The organism is Allohoeflea poritis (assembly GCF_027889715.1).
Taxonomy (GTDB): Bacteria; Pseudomonadota; Alphaproteobacteria; order Rhizobiales; family Rhizobiaceae; genus Hoeflea_A; species Hoeflea_A poritis.
Map to the genome: position 1 here is coordinate 39,759 of NZ_JAPJZH010000009.1, position 19,754 is coordinate 59,512.

Below are 19,754 nucleotides of genomic sequence, written 5' to 3' on the forward strand. Positions count from 1 at the left end.
TTTGTAGCTGGAAATTTACCGGCGCGTGCCGGTCAGCGGCCGTCGACGGTACGCAGGCCGAACCATTTGTCCTTCACGGCCTCATAGTGTTTTTCAGGCCGGTATTTCGCCACCCTGAGGCCGAGCCGCGAAACCGTCAGCCGCCCCATGGAGCTTAAAAGACTGTAGCTGGCAACCACCGCATCGCGTTGGGATTGGGCAAGGCTTTCCTGAGCCGACAGCACGTTCGACTGGGTTTCGAGAACATCCAGCGTCGTGCTTTGACCGACCTTGCGCTCCTCGACCACACCCTGCAGCGCGAGCTGCGCGGCCTGGACCTGCGCCACATTGGCGGCGATCGACGCCTTCGACGCCTCAAGCTGGGCCCAGTCCGTGACGATGTTCTGCTGCACTTCGCGGCGCGCCGAATCGACAAGAATGCGCGCCTGGCCCAACGTTTCCTTCGCCTGCCGGACCGTAGCCGAAGCAGAACCGCCCTGGTAGATCGGAACGCTGAGCGTCGTCGAAACCGTGCTTGTCGTCGTGCCGCCATCGGCATGGCTGACCGATCCGGAGAGCGATACGCTCGGCAGCAGCGCCCCTTCGGCGGCCTTTACGGTGAACGCTGCGGCATCCACCGAGTACTGGGCGCTCAAAATGTTCGGATGCTCGCGCAGCCCGGCCTGCACGGCCGCGGTCGAAGATCGCGGAATCGCCTTACGGGTCGGGCTCGGCGCCTTCAGATTCTTCGGCGCAATACCGATAATCTGTACATAGACCGCAACGCTCGACTTGTACTGGGCCTGTGCGGACAAGAGGGACGCACGCGCGGACTCAAGCTGTGCCTGCGCCAGGGCGATATCGGTCCGAGTGCCCTCACCCACGTCGAAACGCGCCTGCGCGGCATTGCGTTGCTCACGCAGGAACTCGAGATTCTGCCGCCTGACACGGACGATCTGCGCATCGCGCACGACATTGGCGTAGATCTGCGCTGCCGAAAGCAGGATGGTCATTTCCGTATTCAACAGGTTCTGCTGCCCGCCAAACACATTGGCCTCCGCGGCGCGGACATTGTTCTTTGTGCGAAATCCATCGAACAGCGACTGTGTGAAGGAAACGCCGACCGAGGCATCTTCGCTCTGCACCGAAACCGGCAACCCGCCGACATCGACATTGGTGGCCGATGCACTTGCGCTTGCGGAAATCTGTGGACGATATCCGGATTTGGCGATGGCAACGCCCTCATCCGTCGCACGAAGCCCCGCGCGCGCCGCGTTCAGATCCGGATTGTTCTCGTAGGCCCTTGCCATGGCGCCAAGGATGGTTTCTGCCGAAACGGTGGCAGGTGCCAGCGCCGTCGCGCCCAGAACAGCGGTTATCAGCAATTTTCGACGCATACTGGACAAAGCGATTTTCCCCTCAATCGGCTGCTTCGAAACATTACCACGGCAGCTGCGACCCATCCAATGGTACCCGCAGATATTATATGTTCGACCTTCGGTTACAATGGCCCTGACATATTCGCATCCGATGGCCTTCGTCCTGTGACCAATAAAGCACAGTGACTGCGCAATCAGAAAACGAACTCTGCCGCCTTCTCAAATCCAGGCAATGGTTTGACCGAGGTATTGAAGCCCCTGCGTGCCGAGGTATTGCCGCCTTCGCTCACATAGAGCTCGGCCTTTGAAGCATTGCCATGCCCCTCGACAACAACGAGCCGGCCACCGTCGCGCAATTGGTCAAACAGTGCATCTGGCAGTTGCTCAACCGCCCCGCCGATGAAAATCACGTCGTAAGGCGCCTCGGGTTTGTAGCCCTGCGCAAGCTCACCGGTGACGACGGCCACGTTGTCGTAGCCGAGACTGGACAGTGATTCGGTTGCCGCCTCAGCCAGTGACGGATCCGATTCCAGCGCGACCACGGAATCCGCGAGCAGGGACAGCAGCGCGGACACATATCCCGTGCCGCACCCGATCTCCAACACGACGTCGTCCTTTTTGACGTCCGCCAGTTGCAAGAGCTTGGCAAGCGGAGACGGTTCCATCAGGAATCGATCCATCGCACCATCCTGGCCGGATGAAATGCGGATATCGTCGTCGATATAGGCAAGCTCCCGCATGTTGGCGGGTACAAAGTCTTCGCGCGCGACAGACAGGAACGCCTGCAGCACCGGATGAGACGTCACGTCCGTGGTGCGGATCTGGTTGTCGACCATTCTGGTGCGCGCCAGCTCAAAATCGATGGTCATTCAGCGTCTCCGAATTATTTGTCCTGCTAATAATGCGCGTGGCGGAACGTTTCAAGCGACCTTTCGAAAACCGGGCAATTTGTCCCGCCGGGTGTCGGAGCCGCCACATCGAACGTCAGGTCGTCGCGTCAAATGCTACGCGTCCCGCACCGGAGCTATCCGCAGCGCTGCAAGATCCGCGGATCCCGTGCAGAAACATACGATCCGCAACTGACGGATCGCATCTTCAAAGTGCCCGATCAGCGAATCCGGCGAATCGTTTGCCGCATGCAACAGACCGGCCGCCTGCCCCGCCATGTCCGCCCCGGCACGCACCGCCTTTGCCACGTCAATGCCGGTTTTGATACCGCCTGAGGCAATGATCGTCGCCTTCGGACAGGCTGCACGAGCTTCGACTACGGCATCGACGGTCGGAATGCCCCAGTCCGAAAAAGCGTTCGCGAGCGCCGCCTCACGCGCATCCGACATACGTGCGGCCTCGACGGCGGCCCAGTTTGTGCCGCCGGATCCCGCCACATCGATGATCGCGATTCCCGCATCGACGAAGCGACGCGCCACCGCCGCTGAGATTCCGGACCCCACCTCCTTGATCGCCACGGGAACCGGCAGGGCCTCGGAAACAGAGACGATTTTGTCGAACAGGCCGGACCAGTCGCGGTCCCCCTCCGGTTGAACGGCCTCCTGGAGCGGATTGAGATGGATGTAAAGAGCGTCGGCCTCGATCATCTCGACGGCCCTGAGCGCTTCTTCAGGGCCAAATCCGCGATTGAACTGCGCGGCACCCAGATTGCCCAGGATGGGTACGGACGGGGCAAGGGACCGCAGGCCGCTGTCCAGACCGCCATCCATGCCCTCCTCGATCGCCACCCGCTGCGAGCCCACCGCGAAGGGAAGCTTCAGCGTTTCGCAGGCCCGGGCAATGTTCTCGTTGATTGTGGCGGCGCGCTCCGGGCCGCCTGTCATGGAGCTGACCAGAATCGGCGCACTGATCCGTTTGCCCAAAAAAGACGTACCAAGATCAATTTGGTCCAAATTCAATTCCGGCAAGGCGCAATGGACAAACTCGATTCTCTCAAATCCGCTGGTTCCGGTGGATTTTTTCTGGCGTTGTCCAAGGACAATCGAAAGGTGTTCGTCTTTCCTTTTGGTCGGCATTCGCCCTTCAATCCCGGTTATACTTCCTCAAAGGCAAGAACCATTCAGCCGCTTCTGACAGCCTGGCCTTTTGTGTTCCAGGGGATAGTAGGTGTAAAAAAAGGATTGGCGGTCAAGAGCGTTTGTGCATTGCTTCATTACTCGGCCATCGTTCGCCCTATAATGAGATAAAAAGGGCGAGTGGGGTAAAACACTTGCCGAAGCTGCCATAAAGGTCGGCAACCGGAAGGGGACAGGATCATCAGCACATTCGCACAATCTCTCAAGCGGACAGGTCTTCGCTCCCCCGACAAACAGCTCGAAGCTCTCCGGTTGGAAGTCAATGAAAGTCTCGACCGGCTGCTTCCCGAAGCGGCGATGCACCCGTCATCCCTGCATCGCGCCATGCGCTACAGCATCTTGGCAGGCGGCAAGCGCATACGCCCCGTCATGTGCATCCTCGTCAGCGAAGCATCGGGTGGCGTGGGACGCGATTTTGCGGTCAGGGCCGGTTGTGCGATCGAATGCGTTCACACCGCATCGCTCATTCTGGACGATCTGCCGAGCATGGACGATGCCGAACTGCGTCGTGGCCGCAAAACGACGCACAGGGAATTCAGCGAAGCAACGGCCATACTCGCCTCGATCGGATTGCTGAACCTTGGCTACGCGATCATCACCCAGTCGCAGGACACGGATCCGGAGGTCAAGGTCCAGGCGCTCGATGTCCTGTGCGAAGCGGTCGGATCGAAAGGAATGATCGCCGGTCAGGAAATCGATCTGCACGAACGCCACGGTTTCAGCGAGGTCTCGCCCATCGAGAACCTGAACTGGCTGAAGACCGGAGCCCTGTTCGTCGCCTCCGCGCAAATCGGCGCCCTGGCGGCCGGGTTGAATCCGTCGTCGGTCGACGCCGTCAAGGATTTCGCGAAACATGTCGGTCTGGCGTTCCAGACCGCCGATGATCTCATTGATCATTCCGGCGACATCGATGCGATCGGCAAAGATGTCGGGCAGGACGAAGGTGTGCCGACACTGGTATCACTTTCCGGAGATGACGCGGCGCGCCTGTCTTGCGAGGAGAATCTCGCCCTCGCACATGACACGCTTCGAAAAACCGATCTTGACAGCGCCGGTCTTCTGGCGCTTGTGGACAGCATCTTCGGTTCCAAAATATAATCTCGACCTGACATGTTCATGGCAAGACAACCGACCGAGGCGACCAGGACGGATCGCCCACCGGAAGCGGCGCCCACAGCGCTGGAAATCGCCGGTCTGTCTGTTCGGTACGGTTCGCGTGGCGTTATTGACGGGTTGGACCTTGCAATCGGCCGGTCTGAAATATTCGGTCTTTTGGGTCCGAATGGTTCCGGAAAGACGACACTGGTTCGCGCAATCTGCAAGCGCGTCAAGCCGAGCGCCGGCCGCATTCGCATATCCGGTGAAAACAACACGAAACGCAGCGCGCTGCGCCGTGTCGGGCTCGTGCCCCAGGAAATCGCTCTTTATCCGCATCTGACGGTGCGTGAAAACCTTATGACCTTCGGCCGGCTGTCCGGGCTGTCGCACCGGCAAACGGCGAAGATTCTTGATTTCGTCGTCGAGGCAACGCGCCTCACGCGCCATCTCGACGATGCGGTGCACACGCTTTCGGGCGGCTGGAAACGCCGTGCCAACATCGCCGCCGCCCTGCTTCACGGACCATCGCTTTTGATCCTCGACGAACCGACCGTGGGTGTCGATATCGGCGCGCGCAACGCCCTGCATACGGTGATCCGAAATCTCGGTCGTTCCGGACTGGCCGTGTTGCTGACGACCCACGATCTCGATCAGGCGCAGGCGCTGTGCAGCCGCGTCGGCTTTCTGCGCGACGGGAAGCTTTCACCGGTGGGGCGCCCGGCGGATTTGCTCAAGGACGCCTTTGATTCCAAATGCGAATTGCTGGTCGATCTTTACGAACCGGCCCGCTCCAAGACACGCGATATGCTCAAGCGGCTGGGCTTTTCCAGCCGTCATCTCGGCCTCGAATGGAGCCGCATGATCGACACATCCGTCGATGCCCAGGCCGGGCTTACCGATGCCCTCCACCGCACGGATCTGCGTATCAAGGAAATCCGGTTCCGCGAGCCGGATCTCGACAGCCTGTTCGTGAAACTGACCGGCGAGGATGGCCGCTCATGACCGGCGCGATCCTCAAGGTCATGATCCTCGGCCTCGTGCGCGACCGCGGCGCGCTTGCCATGGCGTTTGTCCTGCCGCCGATGATCTTCATCATTTTCGCCGCCATCTTCTCGGGCACAAGCGGCGATGAAATGCGGCTCAAGGTCGCCGTGCTCGACGAGATCGGCTCGGTGGAAACCGAATTGCTGATCGCGGCGATCGACGATGAGCCTGCCTTGCGGCTGCAGCAAACCGCGTTTGCCGACGAACAGGGCCTGCGCGATGCGGTGCTGGCCGGCAAGGCCGATGTCGGCCTCATTCTGCGCGGCCAGCTCTACGGCGAAGCAACGGAACCACCGGTTCTTGTCATTGCCGATGCCGGCCGGGCCATGACCGGGCCGATTCTGGCCGGTCACGTGCAACGCCTGGTCGCTCGGGATCTGCCGGGTGTCTCGATGCGCCGTGTCGCGCCGACCATCGAGGCCATGGCTGGAGGCCTGTCGCCGCAGCAAAAGGCACAGCTCGATGCGGCGATCGATGCAATGGGCCAGGATGATTCCGGCGAGGCATCGGATGCAGACAGCGACGTCGCGCTGGTCGGCGTCGAAACGACGGCCGGGCGCGGTGGCAGCGTTACGATCAGCTACTACGCCGGCGCCGTCGCCGTGATGTTCCTGCTGTTCTCGGCCATGCAGGGGGCAGCAACGCTGATCGAGGAGCGCACCTCCGGCATCATAGATCGTGTGGCCATCGGCCGTGCCGGAACCGACGTGATCGTTTTCGCCAAATTCCTGTTTCTGACCCTGCAGGGCCTGTTGCAGGTTTCGCTCATTTTCCTCGTTGCCTGGCTGGCTTACGACGTCGACATTCCGGCGCATTTCCTCGCCTGGCTTGCAACAACCCTATTTGCCGCCGCAGCAGCAGCCGGGCTGGCGCTTGTCATGGCATCGGTCTGTGCCTCGCGGCAGCAGGCCAACACGATCTCCAGCTTCCTGGTTCTCGTCGCGTCGGCCGTCGGCGGATCGATGGTACCGCGCTACATGATGCCGCCCTGGCTGCAGGACATCGGCTGGTACACGCCCAATGCCTGGGCGATCGAGGCCTATCAGGGCGCGCTGTGGCGCGGCGATTCGCTGCAGGCTCTCTTGCCGTCATTCTGGCCACTGGCTGCGTCGGCCATCGCCGGGCTGGCCGGGGCGCTGATACTGTCGCGGTTCCGCCTGCGCCTGGGCTGACCGGTGCGACGATTGCCCGCCTGCCCGCCACGTCCTATTTGCGCTATATTAGCGCCGTCTCGTTGGGAAGACGGTCCAAGTAACGTCGAGCTTTGAACATGGTCTCGTTTCTGATTGCCACAGCGCTGGTCATTGCAACAATCGCCGCCATGGAGCTCTTCGCCTGGTGGGCGCACAAATATGTCATGCATGGCTGGGGCTGGAACTGGCATCGCTCCCATCACGAACCGCATGACGACAGCCTGGAGAAAAATGACCTTTACGCGCTGGTGTTTGCCTGCGTGGCAGTGTTTCTTTTCTGGGTTGGAACATATGCCTGGGTCGTCTGGTGGATCGCCGTCGGCATCACCGCCTACGGAGCGCTCTATTTCATCGCCCATGACGGCCTTGTGCATCACCGCTGGCCGTTCCGCTACGTTCCCAAGAAGGGCTACCTGAAGCGCCTCTACCAGGCGCACCGGCTCCACCACGCCGTCAAGGGCAAGGATGGGTGCGTCTCCTTCGGATTTCTCTGGGCCCCGGATCTGGACGATCTCAGGGCGCAACTGCGCAAGAACCGCGACACTAGGAACCTGGTCTTCTACGAGAGTGAGAAAGACGCGCTTGCGGACTGACGGATTGCTGCTGTTTCCGGCCGCTGCGTTTCGGCATCAGGGCCTTTGATAGAGACCGGTGCGCCGCTGGCCGATTTGCCGGCTCTTGAACCGGGTCGCCAGAACGTCCACGAGTGACAGCGCAAGCAGCCAGACCTTCCGCCCCTTCGAGGTTGAAACCCGTTTTTCCCACGCCTCCGGACCTCTTGTCCGCAGCACTGACCCGATATCACGGTAAACGCGCCGTGCGGCGGCGACCGCCCACGCCGAGCGGAAAGGAAGCGCCGACAGACCCGCATAGGCGGAATCGTAATAGGGTTCGGCCTGATCCAGCAGCCGCAACGCCAGCCCGTGCAAGGCCGGCCATTGGTCGCGCCGATCTGCGCTTATCTCCGTCAGGCCCGCTTCGTCGAGCCAATCCGCCGGAAGGTAGACACGCCCTGCCCGTGCGTCATCGATGATGTCACGGGCGATATTGGTAAGCTGGAACGCCAGTCCGAGATCGGACGCGCGATCGAGCACGGCCTCATCGCGAACGCCCATGATCATCGCCATCATCACACCGACAACACCCGCGACATGGTAGCAATAATCCAAGGTATCGTCGGCGGTGCGGTATTCCCGCTGGCTTACATCCATCTCGAAACCGGCCAGCAGCTCCTGCGGATGTCGATGCGGGATCCGGTTGCGCGACACGACCTTGCGCAGCGCTTCGAACACCGGGTCGTCCGTTGCCTTGCCGTCCAGCGCCGCCTCGGTCAGCCGCTTCAGCGTGGCAAGGCGCGCAAGCTGACCGTCCGGCGTTGCGCCTTCCCCGGCGCGCGCATGGCCCAGCTCCTGACCGTCTATGACATCGTCGGCGTGCCGGCACCAGGCATAGAGCATGACGGCATCCGCCCGGGTTTGCGGAGCAAACAGCTTTGCTGCGGCGGCAAAGCTCTTGGAACCCTTGGCGATCATTTCCTCGCTGAACTGCAGCACATCGCCCGGCGCTGCACCCTGTGCGGCCTCGACAGTCATGGCGAAACCGCCCCCGCGGCTTCGAAGTCGGCAAGCATGAGACCGGCCGTCGCCTTCGCGGAGCCGATCACGCCCGGAATACCGGCGCCCGGATGTGTGCCGGCGCCCACAAGATAGAGATTTTCGATCACATCATCGCGGTTGTGCGGGCGGAACCAGGCGCTCTGCGTAAGCAGCGGTTCAACCGAAAACGCCGATCCCAGATGGGCGTTCAGCTCGCTTCGGAAATCGAACGGGGTGAATATGCGGCACGTCACCAGATCACGTCTCAGATCCGGTATATATCGGGCTTCCAGATAATCGAGTATGCGGTCGCGGTATCGTGGCCCCTCGACATCCCAGTCAATGGCGGCGGTGCCCAGATGCGGCACGGGTGACAGAACATAATAAGCGCTGTGGCCGGGTGGCGCCACACTGTCATCGGTGACCGACGGACAGTGGAGATAGAGGGAGAAATCATCGGCAAGCCCGTCCGCCTTGAAGATATCGTCAATCAGCTCGCGGTAGCGCGGACCGAACAGCACCATGTGATGCTTGAGATCGGCCGGCTTGCCGCGCAAACCGAAATAGATAACGAAAAGCGACATGGAAAAGCGCTTTTTCTTCAGCGCCTTGGCCTGCTTCACACCGCGCGGGTCGCGGCGCAACAGGTGATCGTAAAGGTGCACCACATCGGCATTGACGGCAACCACGTCGGCATCCGTCCGCGCCCCCTCGGCGATGACGCCACGGGCCTTGCCCTCTTCCATCACGATCTCATCGACGGGTGCGTTGAGCCGCACGGTCCCGCCCAGATCCTCGAACAGCTTGACCATGCCTTGAATCAGCGCACCGGTGCCGCCCTTGGCAAACCATACACCGCCGCGGCGCTCCAGCGCATGGATCAGGGCGTATATGGAAGACGTGTCGAACGGATTGCCGCCGACCAGCAGCGAATGGAAGGAAAACGCCTGCCGAAGCTGTTCATCCGATATGAAGCTGGCAACCTTGGAATAGACGCTGCGATAGCTTTCCAGACGGATCAGTTGCGGCGCAGCCCTGATCATGTCGCGGAAATTGAGGAACGGAACGGCACCGAGTTTTTCATAACCCTCGCGATAGAGTTCGCCCGAATAATCGAGGAACCGTTTGTAGCCCTCCACGTCACCTGGCGATTTCAGCGCGATCTGGCGATCGAGCGAGGCCTGGTCATCTGAATAGTCGAACCGGTAACCGTCTTCCCAGCAAAGCTGGTAGAACGGATCGACCGGCAGCAGCGTGACATAGTCTTCCATCTTGCGGCCCGATTGGGTCCACAACTCGCGCAAAGCATCGGGATCTGTGATGACGGTCGGTCCGGCATCGAACACGAACCCGTCATCCTCGTAGACATAGGCACGCCCACCGGGACGGTCGCGCTTCTCGAAAACCGTCGTTTGGATACCGCTGCTCTGCAGCCGGATCGCCAGCGCCAGGCCGCCAAATCCCGATCCGACAACAATCGCTTTTCTGACATTGCCCATGACCGGACCTCTAATTTCCCGCAAGCGCGCGTGTTTCACTTACGCAGCGAAGTGCCCGTTGGATCGGTACGGGCGGTTTACCGGTGATTATTCTCAACTTGTCGGCACGGTTGATTCGACCCGCATAGAAACGCTGGATCAGCGACTGCCGCAAACCATAGAAGCGTTGCATCACCACATAGCGCTTGCGCGGTTGTGCCGCCTGGAAGAGCATCCGGTTCAGAAATCGGAAATAGGCCTGCTCCCGGCTGCGGCGCAATGCGAAATCCTGAACGGCCTTGCGAACGGCGGCGGTTGTCACGGCCTGCCCGAGACCGGCAATCAGATTGGCCGTTTCGACTGCCATCGGCAGGCTGTAGCCTGTTGTCGGATGAAAGAGCGCCGCTCGCAAACCGACCGGCGCGACATGTTGCGGAATACGCTCCCAGTAGGTGCGGGCGTCATGCGCCAGCGTGATTGGCAAAATGCCCCTTTCCGTCCGGATCAGTTCCTTGACCACCCAACCCCGATTGGCGGCATAGGCAAGAACATCCGCGTGCACCGCCTCGAAGTCGAGCGTGCCCTCGTCGCTGTATCGCGTATCTTCGATCAGCACGCGCGTCGGCGAAAGCGGCAGCACGTAGAAGAAACGATAACCGTCCTTCTGGTCGACCGATGCATCCATGATGGTGGGGACCTCTTCGCCATGCGGCCTGCCCAGTTCCACTTCGACGCCGACAAATTTCTGGAAGCCGAGTCTCAATGCGTCGTCGGTTGCAAATCCGCGTGCATCGATCACGCAGGGCGCCTCGACTTCGGCTTCGCTGTCCAGCAGGACGCCGTTTGCACGAAGCTCCTCAACCTTCGTGTTTTCAATTGTCTCGATATTGCCGGCCGCGTGAACGGCCTTGCGCAAGGCATCGGATGTTATCGATGCATAGGGTGTTGTCAGGCTGCGCGAGAAGCGCGGGAACAGCACCTTTTGTCCGGCCCATTCATGAACCACAACAGGGCGAAGGCGTTCATAGTCCTGCGGCGCCAGATCGGTCCTGTGAAACGACCAGGTGTGGTTGCCGCAAATCTGCTCGCCGGCCTCGACGATCGCAACCTTCAGGCCGTTTTCGCTCAAACGCAGTGCTATGATGCAGGCGGCGAGACCACCGCCGGCAATCACGACATCGGATTTCGTCTTCAAAGTGGATTTCGTCGCGCCCAGAACCGAAGTTCCCTCTTCTGCCCGGCCCCGTCGGTTCGGTTGTCCGGCCGTGTGTCCAAACGCCTGCTGCCGCAAGCTGCTCTCTCGCAATATGGCTGAACGCGCGACTTTCTCAACCCGGACAGCCGCAATCAATCTAACCATTTGTGAAAGCACCGGCCAAACGATTTGCGGCGGGCTGCAAAATTTGTTGCCCCGCCCGAGCGCCCGCGCACGCGGTGAGTGCGAAGGCGCTGCAAGGGGTCAGCATTGGTCCAGGGGTCGCTGGGGAGCGGTATCCCTCCCGCCGCCCGAAGGGCGGGGCAACTGAAAAACATGTGGTATCTGCTGACCGTCTCCACAACGGCGCACCGACGGAAACGGTTCCACGGAAACTTCACGATTTCGGGAGGTTTTCTGGAGGCCTCGCCCGGAATCGAACCGGGATAGAAGGATTTGCAGTCCTCTGCGTAACCATTCCGCCACGAGGCCCCAGCCGGCCGATCTGCCGGGCCGACGCACGCACTTAAAATGAAATCCCGAGTTGCGCAAGGGGGAGCATTTGGAATTTTCCGCCTTTTGCGGTGCCACAGTTACCGAATGGCTATCTGAAGGCACAAGGCCCGTTGTAGCGGGTCTTCATTTGTCGGTCTCTTCAAAGAAGAGCGCGGTAGATTTCGTGGTTCTCGTCGTCAAAACAGGCAAATATGACTGTGTCGATCTTCGCCGAGCTTGAAAACGCCCTGACCGCCGTCACGGCAATGTCCGCCGCTGGCTGTTTCGGATAGCCATATATGCCGGTGCTGATGTTCGGAAACGCGACCGAACGGATATCGTTGTCGACACAAAGCTGAAGGCTGCGCGCATAGCAGCTTGCCAGCAACGCCGGCTCTCCCTCCTTGCCGCCGCGCCACACCGGTCCGACCGTGTGAATGACGTGATCGGCCGGCAGATTTCCGCCCGACGTCATGACCGCCTCGCCCGGCGGGCAGCGGCCGATCCTTTTAACGATCGCCTTGCATTCCTCGAGGATACGCGGACCGCCGGCACGGTGGATCGCCCCGTCCACGCCGCCGCCGCCAAGCAGTGAGCTGTTGGCGGCGTTGACGACCGCACCGACCTCAAGCGTCGTGATGTCCGCTTTCAAAAGCCGCAATTCCATGTCTGTCTCCTCATGCGTCAGTATCGGCGGACCGATACAGTAACGCACGCTCACTTGCGGTTGCCGTTCCGATCTCCGTTGCGCCGGCCAAACCGGACAGCAAGCCTGCGCCGCCAGCGCCGTACGGTCGGAAGGTCATGAGACAGGATCAGCAGGCCCAGCGGGATCATCCAGAAACCCAGGATCGGCAGGAAGCCGAGTATGCCGCCGATGACAAGCAGGATGCCGAGCCCCATTCGGAGCATACGGCTTTCCGGCAGGCGGATCCTGTGCGAGCCGATGCGCAGCGCCCGCCTCGGTGCCTCATCTGTCGTTTCCCGGTCCCTATGCAGCGAGCCCGTCAATCCGCAATCCCCTGCATCACTTGCGCAGCCAACGCATGCGCAATTGCTCATTTGGACACCGGCGGCGCAAAGCGCAAGACAGAAAAATTTTTGACAAAGTGGCTTGGCAACTGCGCAATTCTTTTCTATACGCGCTCCCACGCCACAATGTGGATCGTTCCCCGGTAGCTCAGTGGTAGAGCAGTTGACTGTTAATCAATTGGTCGCTGGTTCGAATCCGGCCCGGGGAGCCACTCTTCCAAAAATCCGAACCCTGGAAACCGGCGATCCGAAAGCGATCGATCGCAGGCAGCGCGCGAGCGCCGCGCGTCAGTCGTCTCTCTTCTTCTTCAACACATTGAAATCGCTGTCGAGATCGATCTCGAAACGCACCCCGCCGCAAATCGCATCGTCCACTTCGTAGCGATTGTCGTCATAGTCGAATTCCGCAACGCCGGCGGTGCAGCCCTCAGCGCTCAGCACCGCGTCGATGCGCGCCTGTTCCTGCGCCGTGACCGGGCGCTCGCCATCAACGAACTCGAACGCCGTGTTGAGCTCGAAGTCGAAACCCCTTTCACCGCCGCAGGTCGCATTGTCCACCTCGTAGCGGTTGTCGCCAGTGTCGAATTCCAGGTCGGTCGCGGTGCAGCCGATCGCCGTGAGCGCCGCATCGATCTTTGCCCGTTCCGCGTCTGTTACTGGCCGGTCTGCCAGGGCCGGAAAACTCATGAGGGCAAAAGCCGCCAGGGAAAGTAAGGGTGTTCTCATCAAACGAACTCCAAATGATATCGCAATTGCCCCGCCAAAGCTCATATGGGTTTCCCTCCCACCCGTTCCCATACCGGGGCACACCGGAAAATCATTAAATTTCCGTCATTTATGGACGTAACCGAAATTACGACACCAACCTGCAAGGCGCCCGGCAACAACGCCTGAACTGGCAAGCGCCCCGTTGCCGCCCTAATTGTCCTGACAGTGCGAATGGCCGGCGCACCGCATGCCTTGCGCATCGCCGCCGGCACATCACAACGTCCGGTCACGGCTTGATATGCATCAATGCACCGCGAACCGGCCATGGCAGTATGACTCCAAGCGACGGAGGAGACGATGAAAGCCACGATGATTGTCGAACACGCGCGCCAGTTGCTCGACGCCCATGGCGACCGGGCCGAAGCGGAGGCCGCGCAAAAGGCCAATGAGCTGGATGCAAAAGGCAAGGCCGAAGATGCAGCGAACTGGCGCCGCGTCCGCGCGGCGATCCATGAACTGCGCCCGCCCCATGTAAGCTGAAGCGTTCAGACAAGGGCCGGCAGACAACCGGCCCTTTTCTTCGGTGTCCCCAAAAAAGGCCTTCTTGAACAAACGCCTTAAGCAATAACGCATGGGTGTTTGCGACCGTCACCACATGTCTCAATGCGATTCGAAAAGTGCTGCGCGATGGCTGCCGCTATCGTTGACTTCCTCCGCCACTCTGTTTGTCTGGAGCGAGATGAAGCCTGCAAAAGATCGTGTCGGCGCCCTGCTCTGCGGCAGCCGGCATCGCCGGTCCGCCGATTGAGGGCTGGGGCGGACCGGCACAAACGGCCCTGACGGGCCGGCAAAAAAAGTGGAAAAACCAATATCTTCGCCCCGCCACTTGCATAAGCGCGCGCGTCCATGAAAGATGGCCGTTGGTAGCGCCCTGCCCGCACAAGCCGATCCTGACACGGCTGAGCAGACGGACGGCGGGGCTTGTATGCAAAGGCATCGGAGGCATGCAAATGACCGGAACATTGACACATGCGGACAATGAAGGCGCCGTGGAAATCGTTTCGGCCGTCAATATCGGCGAGCACCTGGGCGGATTGCCCTTCAAGGCGCAGTTGGCGCTGCGCGCCATATCGCGGCTTCGGCACGGCACGCTCGATCTGACACTGCCCGATGGCCGGCGGTGGCGCGTCGAGGGCCCTGAAAGCGGTCCGCGTGCCGGCGTTGTCCTGCACAATTGGAACCTGCCCTATGCCGCCTTTCGCCGCGGCACGATCGGTGTGGCGGAGACCTATATGGACGGCGACTGGGAAAGCCCGGACATTCCGACCTTTCTGGAACTGTTCCTGGTCAATACCGATATCGGCAACCATATCGCCAGCGGCGCCCGGGGGCTTGCCAGCCTGATCGAGCGCCTGCGGCATCTGTTCCGGGCCAACACCAAGGCGCAGGCCAAGAAGAACATCTCCGCCCATTACGATCTCGGCAACGAATTCTACGAAAAATGGCTCGATCCGAGCATGACCTACTCTTCCGCCCTGTTCCAGACCGGCGCAAACGACCTGCAGAGCGGCCAGAAGGCGAAATACAAGGCGCTGGCCGAGGCGATCGGCATCACGCCCGAAAGCCATGTCCTGGAGATCGGTTGCGGATGGGGCGGATTTGCTGAATATACGGCGAAGGAGATCGGCGCCCGCGTGACGGGTCTCACCATCAGCCGCGAGCAGCTTGCCTATGCGCAAAAACGCATCCATGACGCCGGGCTGTCGGACCGGGTCGAGCTGAAATTCCAGGACTATCGCGAGGAACGCGGCGTTTATGACCACATCGCCTCCATCGAGATGTTCGAGGCGGTCGGCGAAAAATACTGGTCGGGCTATTTCTCCAAGCTGAGCGAATGCCTCAAACCCGGCGGGCGCGCCGGCCTGCAGATCATCACCATCCATGAGGATGCCTTCGAGAACTACCGCCGCAACCCGGATTTCATCCAGCGTTATGTCTTTCCCGGCGGCATGCTGCCGACCTTCGAGATACTGGAAGATCTGGGCCGCAAGGCCAATCTGAAGCTGGCCGGCCACCGCGCCTTCGCGCAGGATTATGCCCGTACGCTCTCCGAATGGTGCACGCGGTTCTGGGACGCGTGGCCGAGCATCCGTCCGATGGGTTTCGACGAACGCTTCAAACGGCTGTGGGAGTTCTATCTGCACTATTGCGAGGCGGGCTTCCGCGCCGAGAACATCAATGTGCGCCAGGTCATCTATCAGCGCGGCTGACCGGCGGGCATTCCAGCGGCTGTTTTGAAATTCTATTTTGCTAAATGGCGGCGACGGCAAACGTCATTTCTTGCCGCCACCCTTGTTGATAATCCACAACCGTCAAAATACTGTTGCAGCGACCCATGAGAGGCAATGGAATGACCATTTTGCAAACTGTGCTTGACGGAATCGGCAACACGCCGCTGATCAAGTTGAAAAAGGCGTCGGAACTGACCGGCTGCACGATCCTCGGCAAGGCCGAGTTTCTCAATCCCGGCCAGTCCGTGAAGGACCGCGCCGCGCTGTTCATCGTCCGCGACGCCATCGACAAGGGACTGCTGAGTCCGGGCGGCGTGATCGTCGAGGGCACCGCCGGCAATACCGGTATCGGGCTTTCCATGGTCGCCAAGGCGCTGGGTTACCGCACGGTGATTGTTATCCCCGAGACCCAGAGCGAGGAAAAGAAGGACGCCCTGCGTCTTCTCGGCGCCGAACTCTTGCAGGTGCCGGCCGTTCCTTACCGCAACCCGAACAACTATGTGCGCCTGTCCGGCCGCCTTGCCGAGCAGATCGCGCGCGAGGACCCGAACGGCGCCGTCTGGGCCAACCAGTTCGACAATGCGATCAACCGCCAGGCCCATATCGAGACGACCGCGCCGGAAATCTGGCGCGACACGGACGGCAAGGTGGACGGTTTCATTTGCGCCGTCGGCTCGGGCGGCACGCTTGCCGGCGTGGCCGCAGGCCTCCGCGAGAAGAACCCGGGCATCAAGATCGGCATCGCCGACCCGATGGGCGCCGCGCTCTACAACCACTACAAGCACGGCGAGATGAAAGCCGAGGGAAGCTCGATCACCGAAGGCATCGGCCAGGGCCGCATCACGGCCAACCTCGAGGGTTTCACCCCCGACTTCGCCTATCAGATCCCGGACGCCGAGGCCTTCCCTTATGTCTACGATCTCATCGAGAATGAAGGCATGTGCCTGGGCGGCTCGTCCGGCATCAACATCGCAGGCGCGGTGAAGATGGCGCGAGAGATGGGTCCCGGCCACACGATCGTCACCGTGCTTTGCGACTACGGCAACCGCTACCAGTCCAAGCTGTTCAATCCCGAGTTCCTGCGTTCCAAGGAGCTGCCGGTACCCGAATGGATGGAAAAAACGCCGGATATTTCCATACCTTACGAAGAGGTGTAGGCCTTGCAGGAAACGCTGCCGCTCTTTCTCGAAGATCCTTACCTTTCGACCGCCGAGGGCCGCGTGGCCGCGATCAACGATCGGGGCGGCATCCTGCTCGACCAGACATGCTTTTATGCCACCTCCGGCGGTCAGCCCGGCGATATCGGCTTCCTCGAACGCGAGGACGGATCGAAGATCGAGATCGCCGCGACGGTCAACGGCCAATCGAAAGCCGAGATCATCCATGTGCCGTCCAACGATCAGGCGGTTCCGCAGGTGGGCGAAAACTTGGCGCTGCATATCGACTGGCCGCGCCGCTACCGGCTCATGCGCATGCATTCGGCCTGTCACCTTCTGACGGTCGTGTGCCCTTTTCCCATTACCGGCGCTTCCGTCGGCGAGAATGAGAGCCGCGTCGATTTCGACATGAGCGAAGCCATCGACAAGGCAACGGTCAGCGAAAGGCTGATGGAGCTGGTCGACGGCAACCACCCGATCTTCGCCAGATGGATCGACGAGGCGGAACTGGAGGCCAATCCGGGCCTTGTGAAGTCGAAGAATGTGCGCCCGCCGCGCGGCAGCGGCCGCATCCGGCTGGTCTGTATCGGCGACGAGGCTGCCGTGGACAGTCAGCCCTGCGGCGGAACGCATGTCTCGGAGACAAGTGAAATCGGCACCATCCATATCGGTAAAATAGAGAAAAAGGGACGCGAGAACCGCCGGTTCCGCATTCGCTTCGGCGAACTGCCCGGCTGATCGTCGCGGGAAAACACATGTCGGAAAAAAGCGCCTTCGTCGTCTCTGCAGACTGGCTTGAGGAGCGGCTGGGCCAGGAGGGCCTGCGCATTGTCGATGCGTCCTGGTATCTGCCTGCGCAGGAGCGCGATGCCCGCACTGAATACGAGGCCGGCCACATCCCCGGCGCCGTGTTCTTCGACCAGGATGCGGTTGTCGAACCCGGCGCGGACCTGCCGCACACCCTGCCGAGCCCCGCCGTCTTCGCCGACCATGCAAGCGCGCTAGGCATTTCCGACACAGACACCATCGTCATTTGCGACGGGCCCGGCATGTTCACTTCGCCGCGCGTGTGGTGGATGTTCCGCGTCATGGGCGCAGGCAACGTCTTCGTTCTCGATGGCGGCATCGACGGATGGAAGGCGGGCGGGCGGGCGGTCAGCACGGAGACACCATCCCATTCCAACGGCACATTCAATCCGACATTTGACGAAGGCGCCGTTATCCGCCTTGCGGAGATGCGCGACGTGGTGGATTCAGGCGCGAGCCAGATTGCCGACGCGCGCGGCGGCGGCCGTTTCACCGGCGAAGAGGCGGAACCGCGCCCGGGCATGCGCTCGGGACATATGCCGGGCGCCCGCAGCGTGCCCGTCTTCTCGCTTTCAGAGAACGGCCACCTCAAATCGCTGGACGACCTGCGCGCAACGCTCGAAGGGGCCGGCATCGATCCGCAGGGCCCCGTCATCACCACCTGCGGCTCCGGTGTCACCGCAGCCGTGATCACACTGGCGCTCAATTCGCTCGGCAATGACAGGACGCGCCTCTATGACGGCTCGTGGTCCGAGTGGGGGGCGCGCGACGACACACCCGTTGAAACCGGGGACCCGTGATGGCCAGGGGACGCGCTCCGCTCAAGGCGACGGTGACCTATCTGGAACAGACCCAACGGACGACACAGCTCTGCCCGATGCCGGTGAACCTGCATGTCGCGCTGATGAAGCAGGCCGAGATGCCGCTGCATTTCTACCGCTACCTGCAGCTTCGCACCGGCCGCGAATGGCACTGGGTGGCGCGGCTGCGCCTCAGCGACGACGCGCTCTCCAAGATCATCCACGCGCCGGAAGTCTCGATCCACGTGCTTTATCTCAACGGCGCGCCTTCCGGCTTCTTCGAACTGCGGCAGGTCAATGCCGAGACCGTCAATCTGGAATATTTCGGTCTTATGCCGCACGCCCACGGCCACGGGCTCGGCCGCTGGCTCCTGGCGCAGGCGCTGGAAACGGCGTGGGAATCAAGCCCACTTAAAGTGACGGTCAACACCTGCACGCTGGACCACCCCGCCGCCCTGCCGCTTTACCAGAAGCTCGGCTTTGCCCCCGTCGGCCAGAGCGAGACATTCATCCACCCGCTCACCGACGCGGATCTCCTGCGCATCGCGAAATCCGCCTGACACCTGCGTTTTCCTGAACGCCTCGTTCATCCCAGCTTCAGGCGCACTCCTCTGGAGCAATACGAATGGGGTTGAAAAGGCACCATCCTGTTTTCGCTCGAAAACCGGGCGGTGCCGATCGGAATCACGTCACCGGATTCCGGGATCCCTATCGAGAAACATTTTGGGCGCAAGGTAGGTATAGTCGTCACCGGGTTTGTTGCCGCGGGAGGCGGCAATGCCTGAGGCTATCAGCGAGCCGATCAATCCGCCGCTGGCGCCGGCATTGGAAATCCGTTCAGCGGTCAGGTTGCGGACCTTGATGGACTTGAATCTCTTCGTGCCTTTATAGGTGCATGACATCGAAAGATCAGATGTCTTGACACCAAAAACCGGCAGCTCGAGATTGGCGGGGGTCTTGTAGTTCAAGGAAAATCCGTTGCCATCCACGGTGCACGGTACGCCATCGATTTCCACCCGTTTTTTCTTATCGTTCAAGGCGGTCGTTCTGCTTTGCAAGATAACGTATTTTTCCACATCCGCGCGCGTGGCTTGCGAACTGAATTTAGCCGTGACCGGCGGTGTCGTCAGTGTCCGGGTCGATTCACAGGCGGTCAGGAACATGGCTAGAGAGACCGTGCAAACGGTCATTGGCAATCTCATTTCAAACATACCTCTAGTGAAGAAAATAATCGCAGGAATTGCATCTGCATATATCCACAACTTTTCATCGCTGACAATGGTAAGCGGCCCGCCAGGTGCCAATACCCATGCGGCGCATCACCGGGTGGTTGCCGGAGCAAGACCCTGATCCGCCCGCTCACCGACGCGGATCTCCTGCGCATTGCGAAATCCGCCTGACACCTGCGTTTTCCTGAAC

General features: G+C 60.9%; 21 protein-coding genes and 2 tRNA genes. 12 read left to right on the plus strand and 11 right to left on the minus strand.

The window, feature by feature from the left end; translation table 11 throughout:
- Window positions 1-32: 32 nt before the first annotated feature.
- The 3 genes from OOZ53_RS15040 to fni all read right to left on the minus strand — a co-directional run bounded on the left by OOZ53_RS15040 (window position 33) and on the right by fni (window position 3,382).
- Window positions 33-1,376, minus strand: coding sequence for a TolC family outer membrane protein (locus tag OOZ53_RS15040; RefSeq protein WP_271090663.1), 1,344 nt, complete (start codon window positions 1,374-1,376; stop codon window positions 33-35).
- A gap of 176 nt (window positions 1,377-1,552) precedes the next feature.
- A complete protein-coding gene (locus tag OOZ53_RS15045) occupies window positions 1,553-2,221 on the minus strand; it encodes a protein-L-isoaspartate O-methyltransferase family protein (protein WP_271090664.1) in 669 nt (222 codons plus the stop codon).
- A 141-nt stretch (window positions 2,222-2,362) separates the two neighbouring features.
- The gene (fni, locus tag OOZ53_RS15050; RefSeq protein ID WP_271090463.1) at window positions 2,363-3,382 is read right to left on the minus strand and encodes a type 2 isopentenyl-diphosphate Delta-isomerase; all 1,020 of its coding nucleotides are present in this window, start codon (window positions 3,380-3,382) and stop codon (window positions 2,363-2,365) included.
- On the opposite strand from fni, the gene OOZ53_RS15055 reads away from it, so the two are divergent.
- The 5 genes from OOZ53_RS15055 (at window position 3,281) to OOZ53_RS15075 (ending at window position 7,370) form a co-directional block, all read left to right on the plus strand.
- A complete protein-coding gene (locus OOZ53_RS15055; RefSeq protein ID WP_271090670.1) occupies window positions 3,281-3,553 on the plus strand; it encodes a hypothetical protein in 273 nt (90 codons plus the stop codon). The two genes, fni and OOZ53_RS15055, sit on opposite strands and share 102 nt — an antisense overlap.
- A gap of 141 nt (window positions 3,554-3,694) precedes the next feature.
- Complete coding sequence (locus tag OOZ53_RS15060) at window positions 3,695-4,540, plus strand: polyprenyl synthetase family protein (RefSeq protein WP_271090464.1); 846 nt, start codon at window positions 3,695-3,697, stop codon at window positions 4,538-4,540.
- Window positions 4,541-4,558: 18 nt separating this feature from the next.
- The gene (locus OOZ53_RS15065) at window positions 4,559-5,542 is read left to right on the plus strand and encodes an ABC transporter ATP-binding protein (protein ID WP_271090466.1); all 984 of its coding nucleotides are present in this window, start codon (window positions 4,559-4,561) and stop codon (window positions 5,540-5,542) included.
- On the plus strand, window positions 5,539-6,756 hold the full coding sequence (locus tag OOZ53_RS15070; protein ID WP_271090467.1) for an ABC transporter permease: 1,218 nt from the start codon (window positions 5,539-5,541) through the stop codon (window positions 6,754-6,756). Before OOZ53_RS15065 ends, OOZ53_RS15070 begins: the two co-directional genes overlap by 4 nt.
- 98 nt (window positions 6,757-6,854) lie before the next feature.
- Window positions 6,855-7,370: a sterol desaturase family protein gene (locus tag OOZ53_RS15075; RefSeq protein WP_271090469.1), complete on the plus strand. Its 516-nt coding sequence runs from the start codon at window positions 6,855-6,857 to the stop codon at window positions 7,368-7,370.
- 36 nt (window positions 7,371-7,406) lie between these two features.
- On the opposite strand, the gene OOZ53_RS15080 is transcribed toward OOZ53_RS15075, so the two are convergent.
- The 6 genes from OOZ53_RS15080 to OOZ53_RS15105 form a co-directional block, all read right to left on the minus strand.
- Window positions 7,407-8,369: a phytoene/squalene synthase family protein gene (locus OOZ53_RS15080; protein WP_271090471.1), complete on the minus strand. Its 963-nt coding sequence runs from the start codon at window positions 8,367-8,369 to the stop codon at window positions 7,407-7,409.
- A complete protein-coding gene (locus OOZ53_RS15085) occupies window positions 8,366-9,871 on the minus strand; it encodes a phytoene desaturase (RefSeq protein ID WP_271090472.1) in 1,506 nt (501 codons plus the stop codon). Before OOZ53_RS15085 ends, OOZ53_RS15080 begins: the two co-directional genes overlap by 4 nt.
- A gap of 10 nt (window positions 9,872-9,881) precedes the next feature.
- Window positions 9,882-11,045: a lycopene beta-cyclase CrtY gene (crtY, locus tag OOZ53_RS15090; protein ID WP_271090473.1), complete on the minus strand. Its 1,164-nt coding sequence runs from the start codon at window positions 11,043-11,045 to the stop codon at window positions 9,882-9,884.
- Between the two features lie 418 nt (window positions 11,046-11,463).
- Window positions 11,464-11,537 (minus strand) — tRNA-Cys (locus OOZ53_RS15095).
- A 163-nt stretch (window positions 11,538-11,700) separates the two neighbouring features.
- Window positions 11,701-12,207, minus strand: coding sequence for an O-acetyl-ADP-ribose deacetylase (locus tag OOZ53_RS15100; protein WP_271090475.1), 507 nt, complete (start codon window positions 12,205-12,207; stop codon window positions 11,701-11,703).
- Between the two features lie 50 nt (window positions 12,208-12,257).
- Complete coding sequence (locus OOZ53_RS15105; protein ID WP_425499157.1) at window positions 12,258-12,551, minus strand: hypothetical protein; 294 nt, start codon at window positions 12,549-12,551, stop codon at window positions 12,258-12,260.
- Window positions 12,552-12,709: 158 nt separating this feature from the next.
- Between OOZ53_RS15105 and OOZ53_RS15110 the strand changes: the two genes are divergently transcribed.
- Window positions 12,710-12,784: transfer RNA gene (locus OOZ53_RS15110), tRNA-Asn, on the plus strand.
- 76 nt (window positions 12,785-12,860) lie between these two features.
- Here OOZ53_RS15110 and OOZ53_RS15115 read toward each other — a convergent pair.
- Window positions 12,861-13,298, minus strand: coding sequence for a hypothetical protein (locus tag OOZ53_RS15115; RefSeq protein ID WP_271090477.1), 438 nt, complete (start codon window positions 13,296-13,298; stop codon window positions 12,861-12,863).
- Between the two features lie 339 nt (window positions 13,299-13,637).
- Between OOZ53_RS15115 and OOZ53_RS15120 the strand changes: the two genes are divergently transcribed.
- From OOZ53_RS15120 to OOZ53_RS15145, 6 genes are all read left to right on the plus strand, one after another.
- Window positions 13,638-13,820, plus strand: coding sequence for a hypothetical protein (locus OOZ53_RS15120; protein WP_271090478.1), 183 nt, complete (start codon window positions 13,638-13,640; stop codon window positions 13,818-13,820).
- 470 nt (window positions 13,821-14,290) lie between these two features.
- On the plus strand, window positions 14,291-15,550 hold the full coding sequence (locus tag OOZ53_RS15125) for an SAM-dependent methyltransferase (protein WP_271090479.1): 1,260 nt from the start codon (window positions 14,291-14,293) through the stop codon (window positions 15,548-15,550).
- A gap of 140 nt (window positions 15,551-15,690) precedes the next feature.
- Entirely contained in the window at window positions 15,691-16,728 is a 1,038-nt protein-coding gene (locus tag OOZ53_RS15130; RefSeq protein ID WP_271090481.1) for a cysteine synthase A, read from the plus strand.
- Between the two features lie 3 nt (window positions 16,729-16,731).
- The gene (locus OOZ53_RS15135; RefSeq protein WP_271090482.1) at window positions 16,732-17,466 is read left to right on the plus strand and encodes an alanyl-tRNA editing protein; all 735 of its coding nucleotides are present in this window, start codon (window positions 16,732-16,734) and stop codon (window positions 17,464-17,466) included.
- A gap of 17 nt (window positions 17,467-17,483) precedes the next feature.
- Window positions 17,484-18,335: a 3-mercaptopyruvate sulfurtransferase gene (gene sseA / locus OOZ53_RS15140; RefSeq protein ID WP_271090483.1), complete on the plus strand. Its 852-nt coding sequence runs from the start codon at window positions 17,484-17,486 to the stop codon at window positions 18,333-18,335.
- Window positions 18,335-18,895: a GNAT family N-acetyltransferase gene (locus tag OOZ53_RS15145; protein WP_271090484.1), complete on the plus strand. Its 561-nt coding sequence runs from the start codon at window positions 18,335-18,337 to the stop codon at window positions 18,893-18,895. The genes sseA and OOZ53_RS15145 overlap by 1 nt, the downstream gene beginning before the upstream one ends.
- 129 nt (window positions 18,896-19,024) lie before the next feature.
- On the opposite strand, the gene OOZ53_RS15150 is transcribed toward OOZ53_RS15145, so the two are convergent.
- Window positions 19,025-19,525 carry a hypothetical protein gene (locus OOZ53_RS15150; RefSeq protein WP_271090485.1) on the minus strand — a complete coding sequence of 167 codons (501 nt, stop codon included), beginning with the start codon at window positions 19,523-19,525 and terminating at the stop codon, window positions 19,025-19,027.
- Window positions 19,526-19,754: the final 229 nt, after the last annotated feature.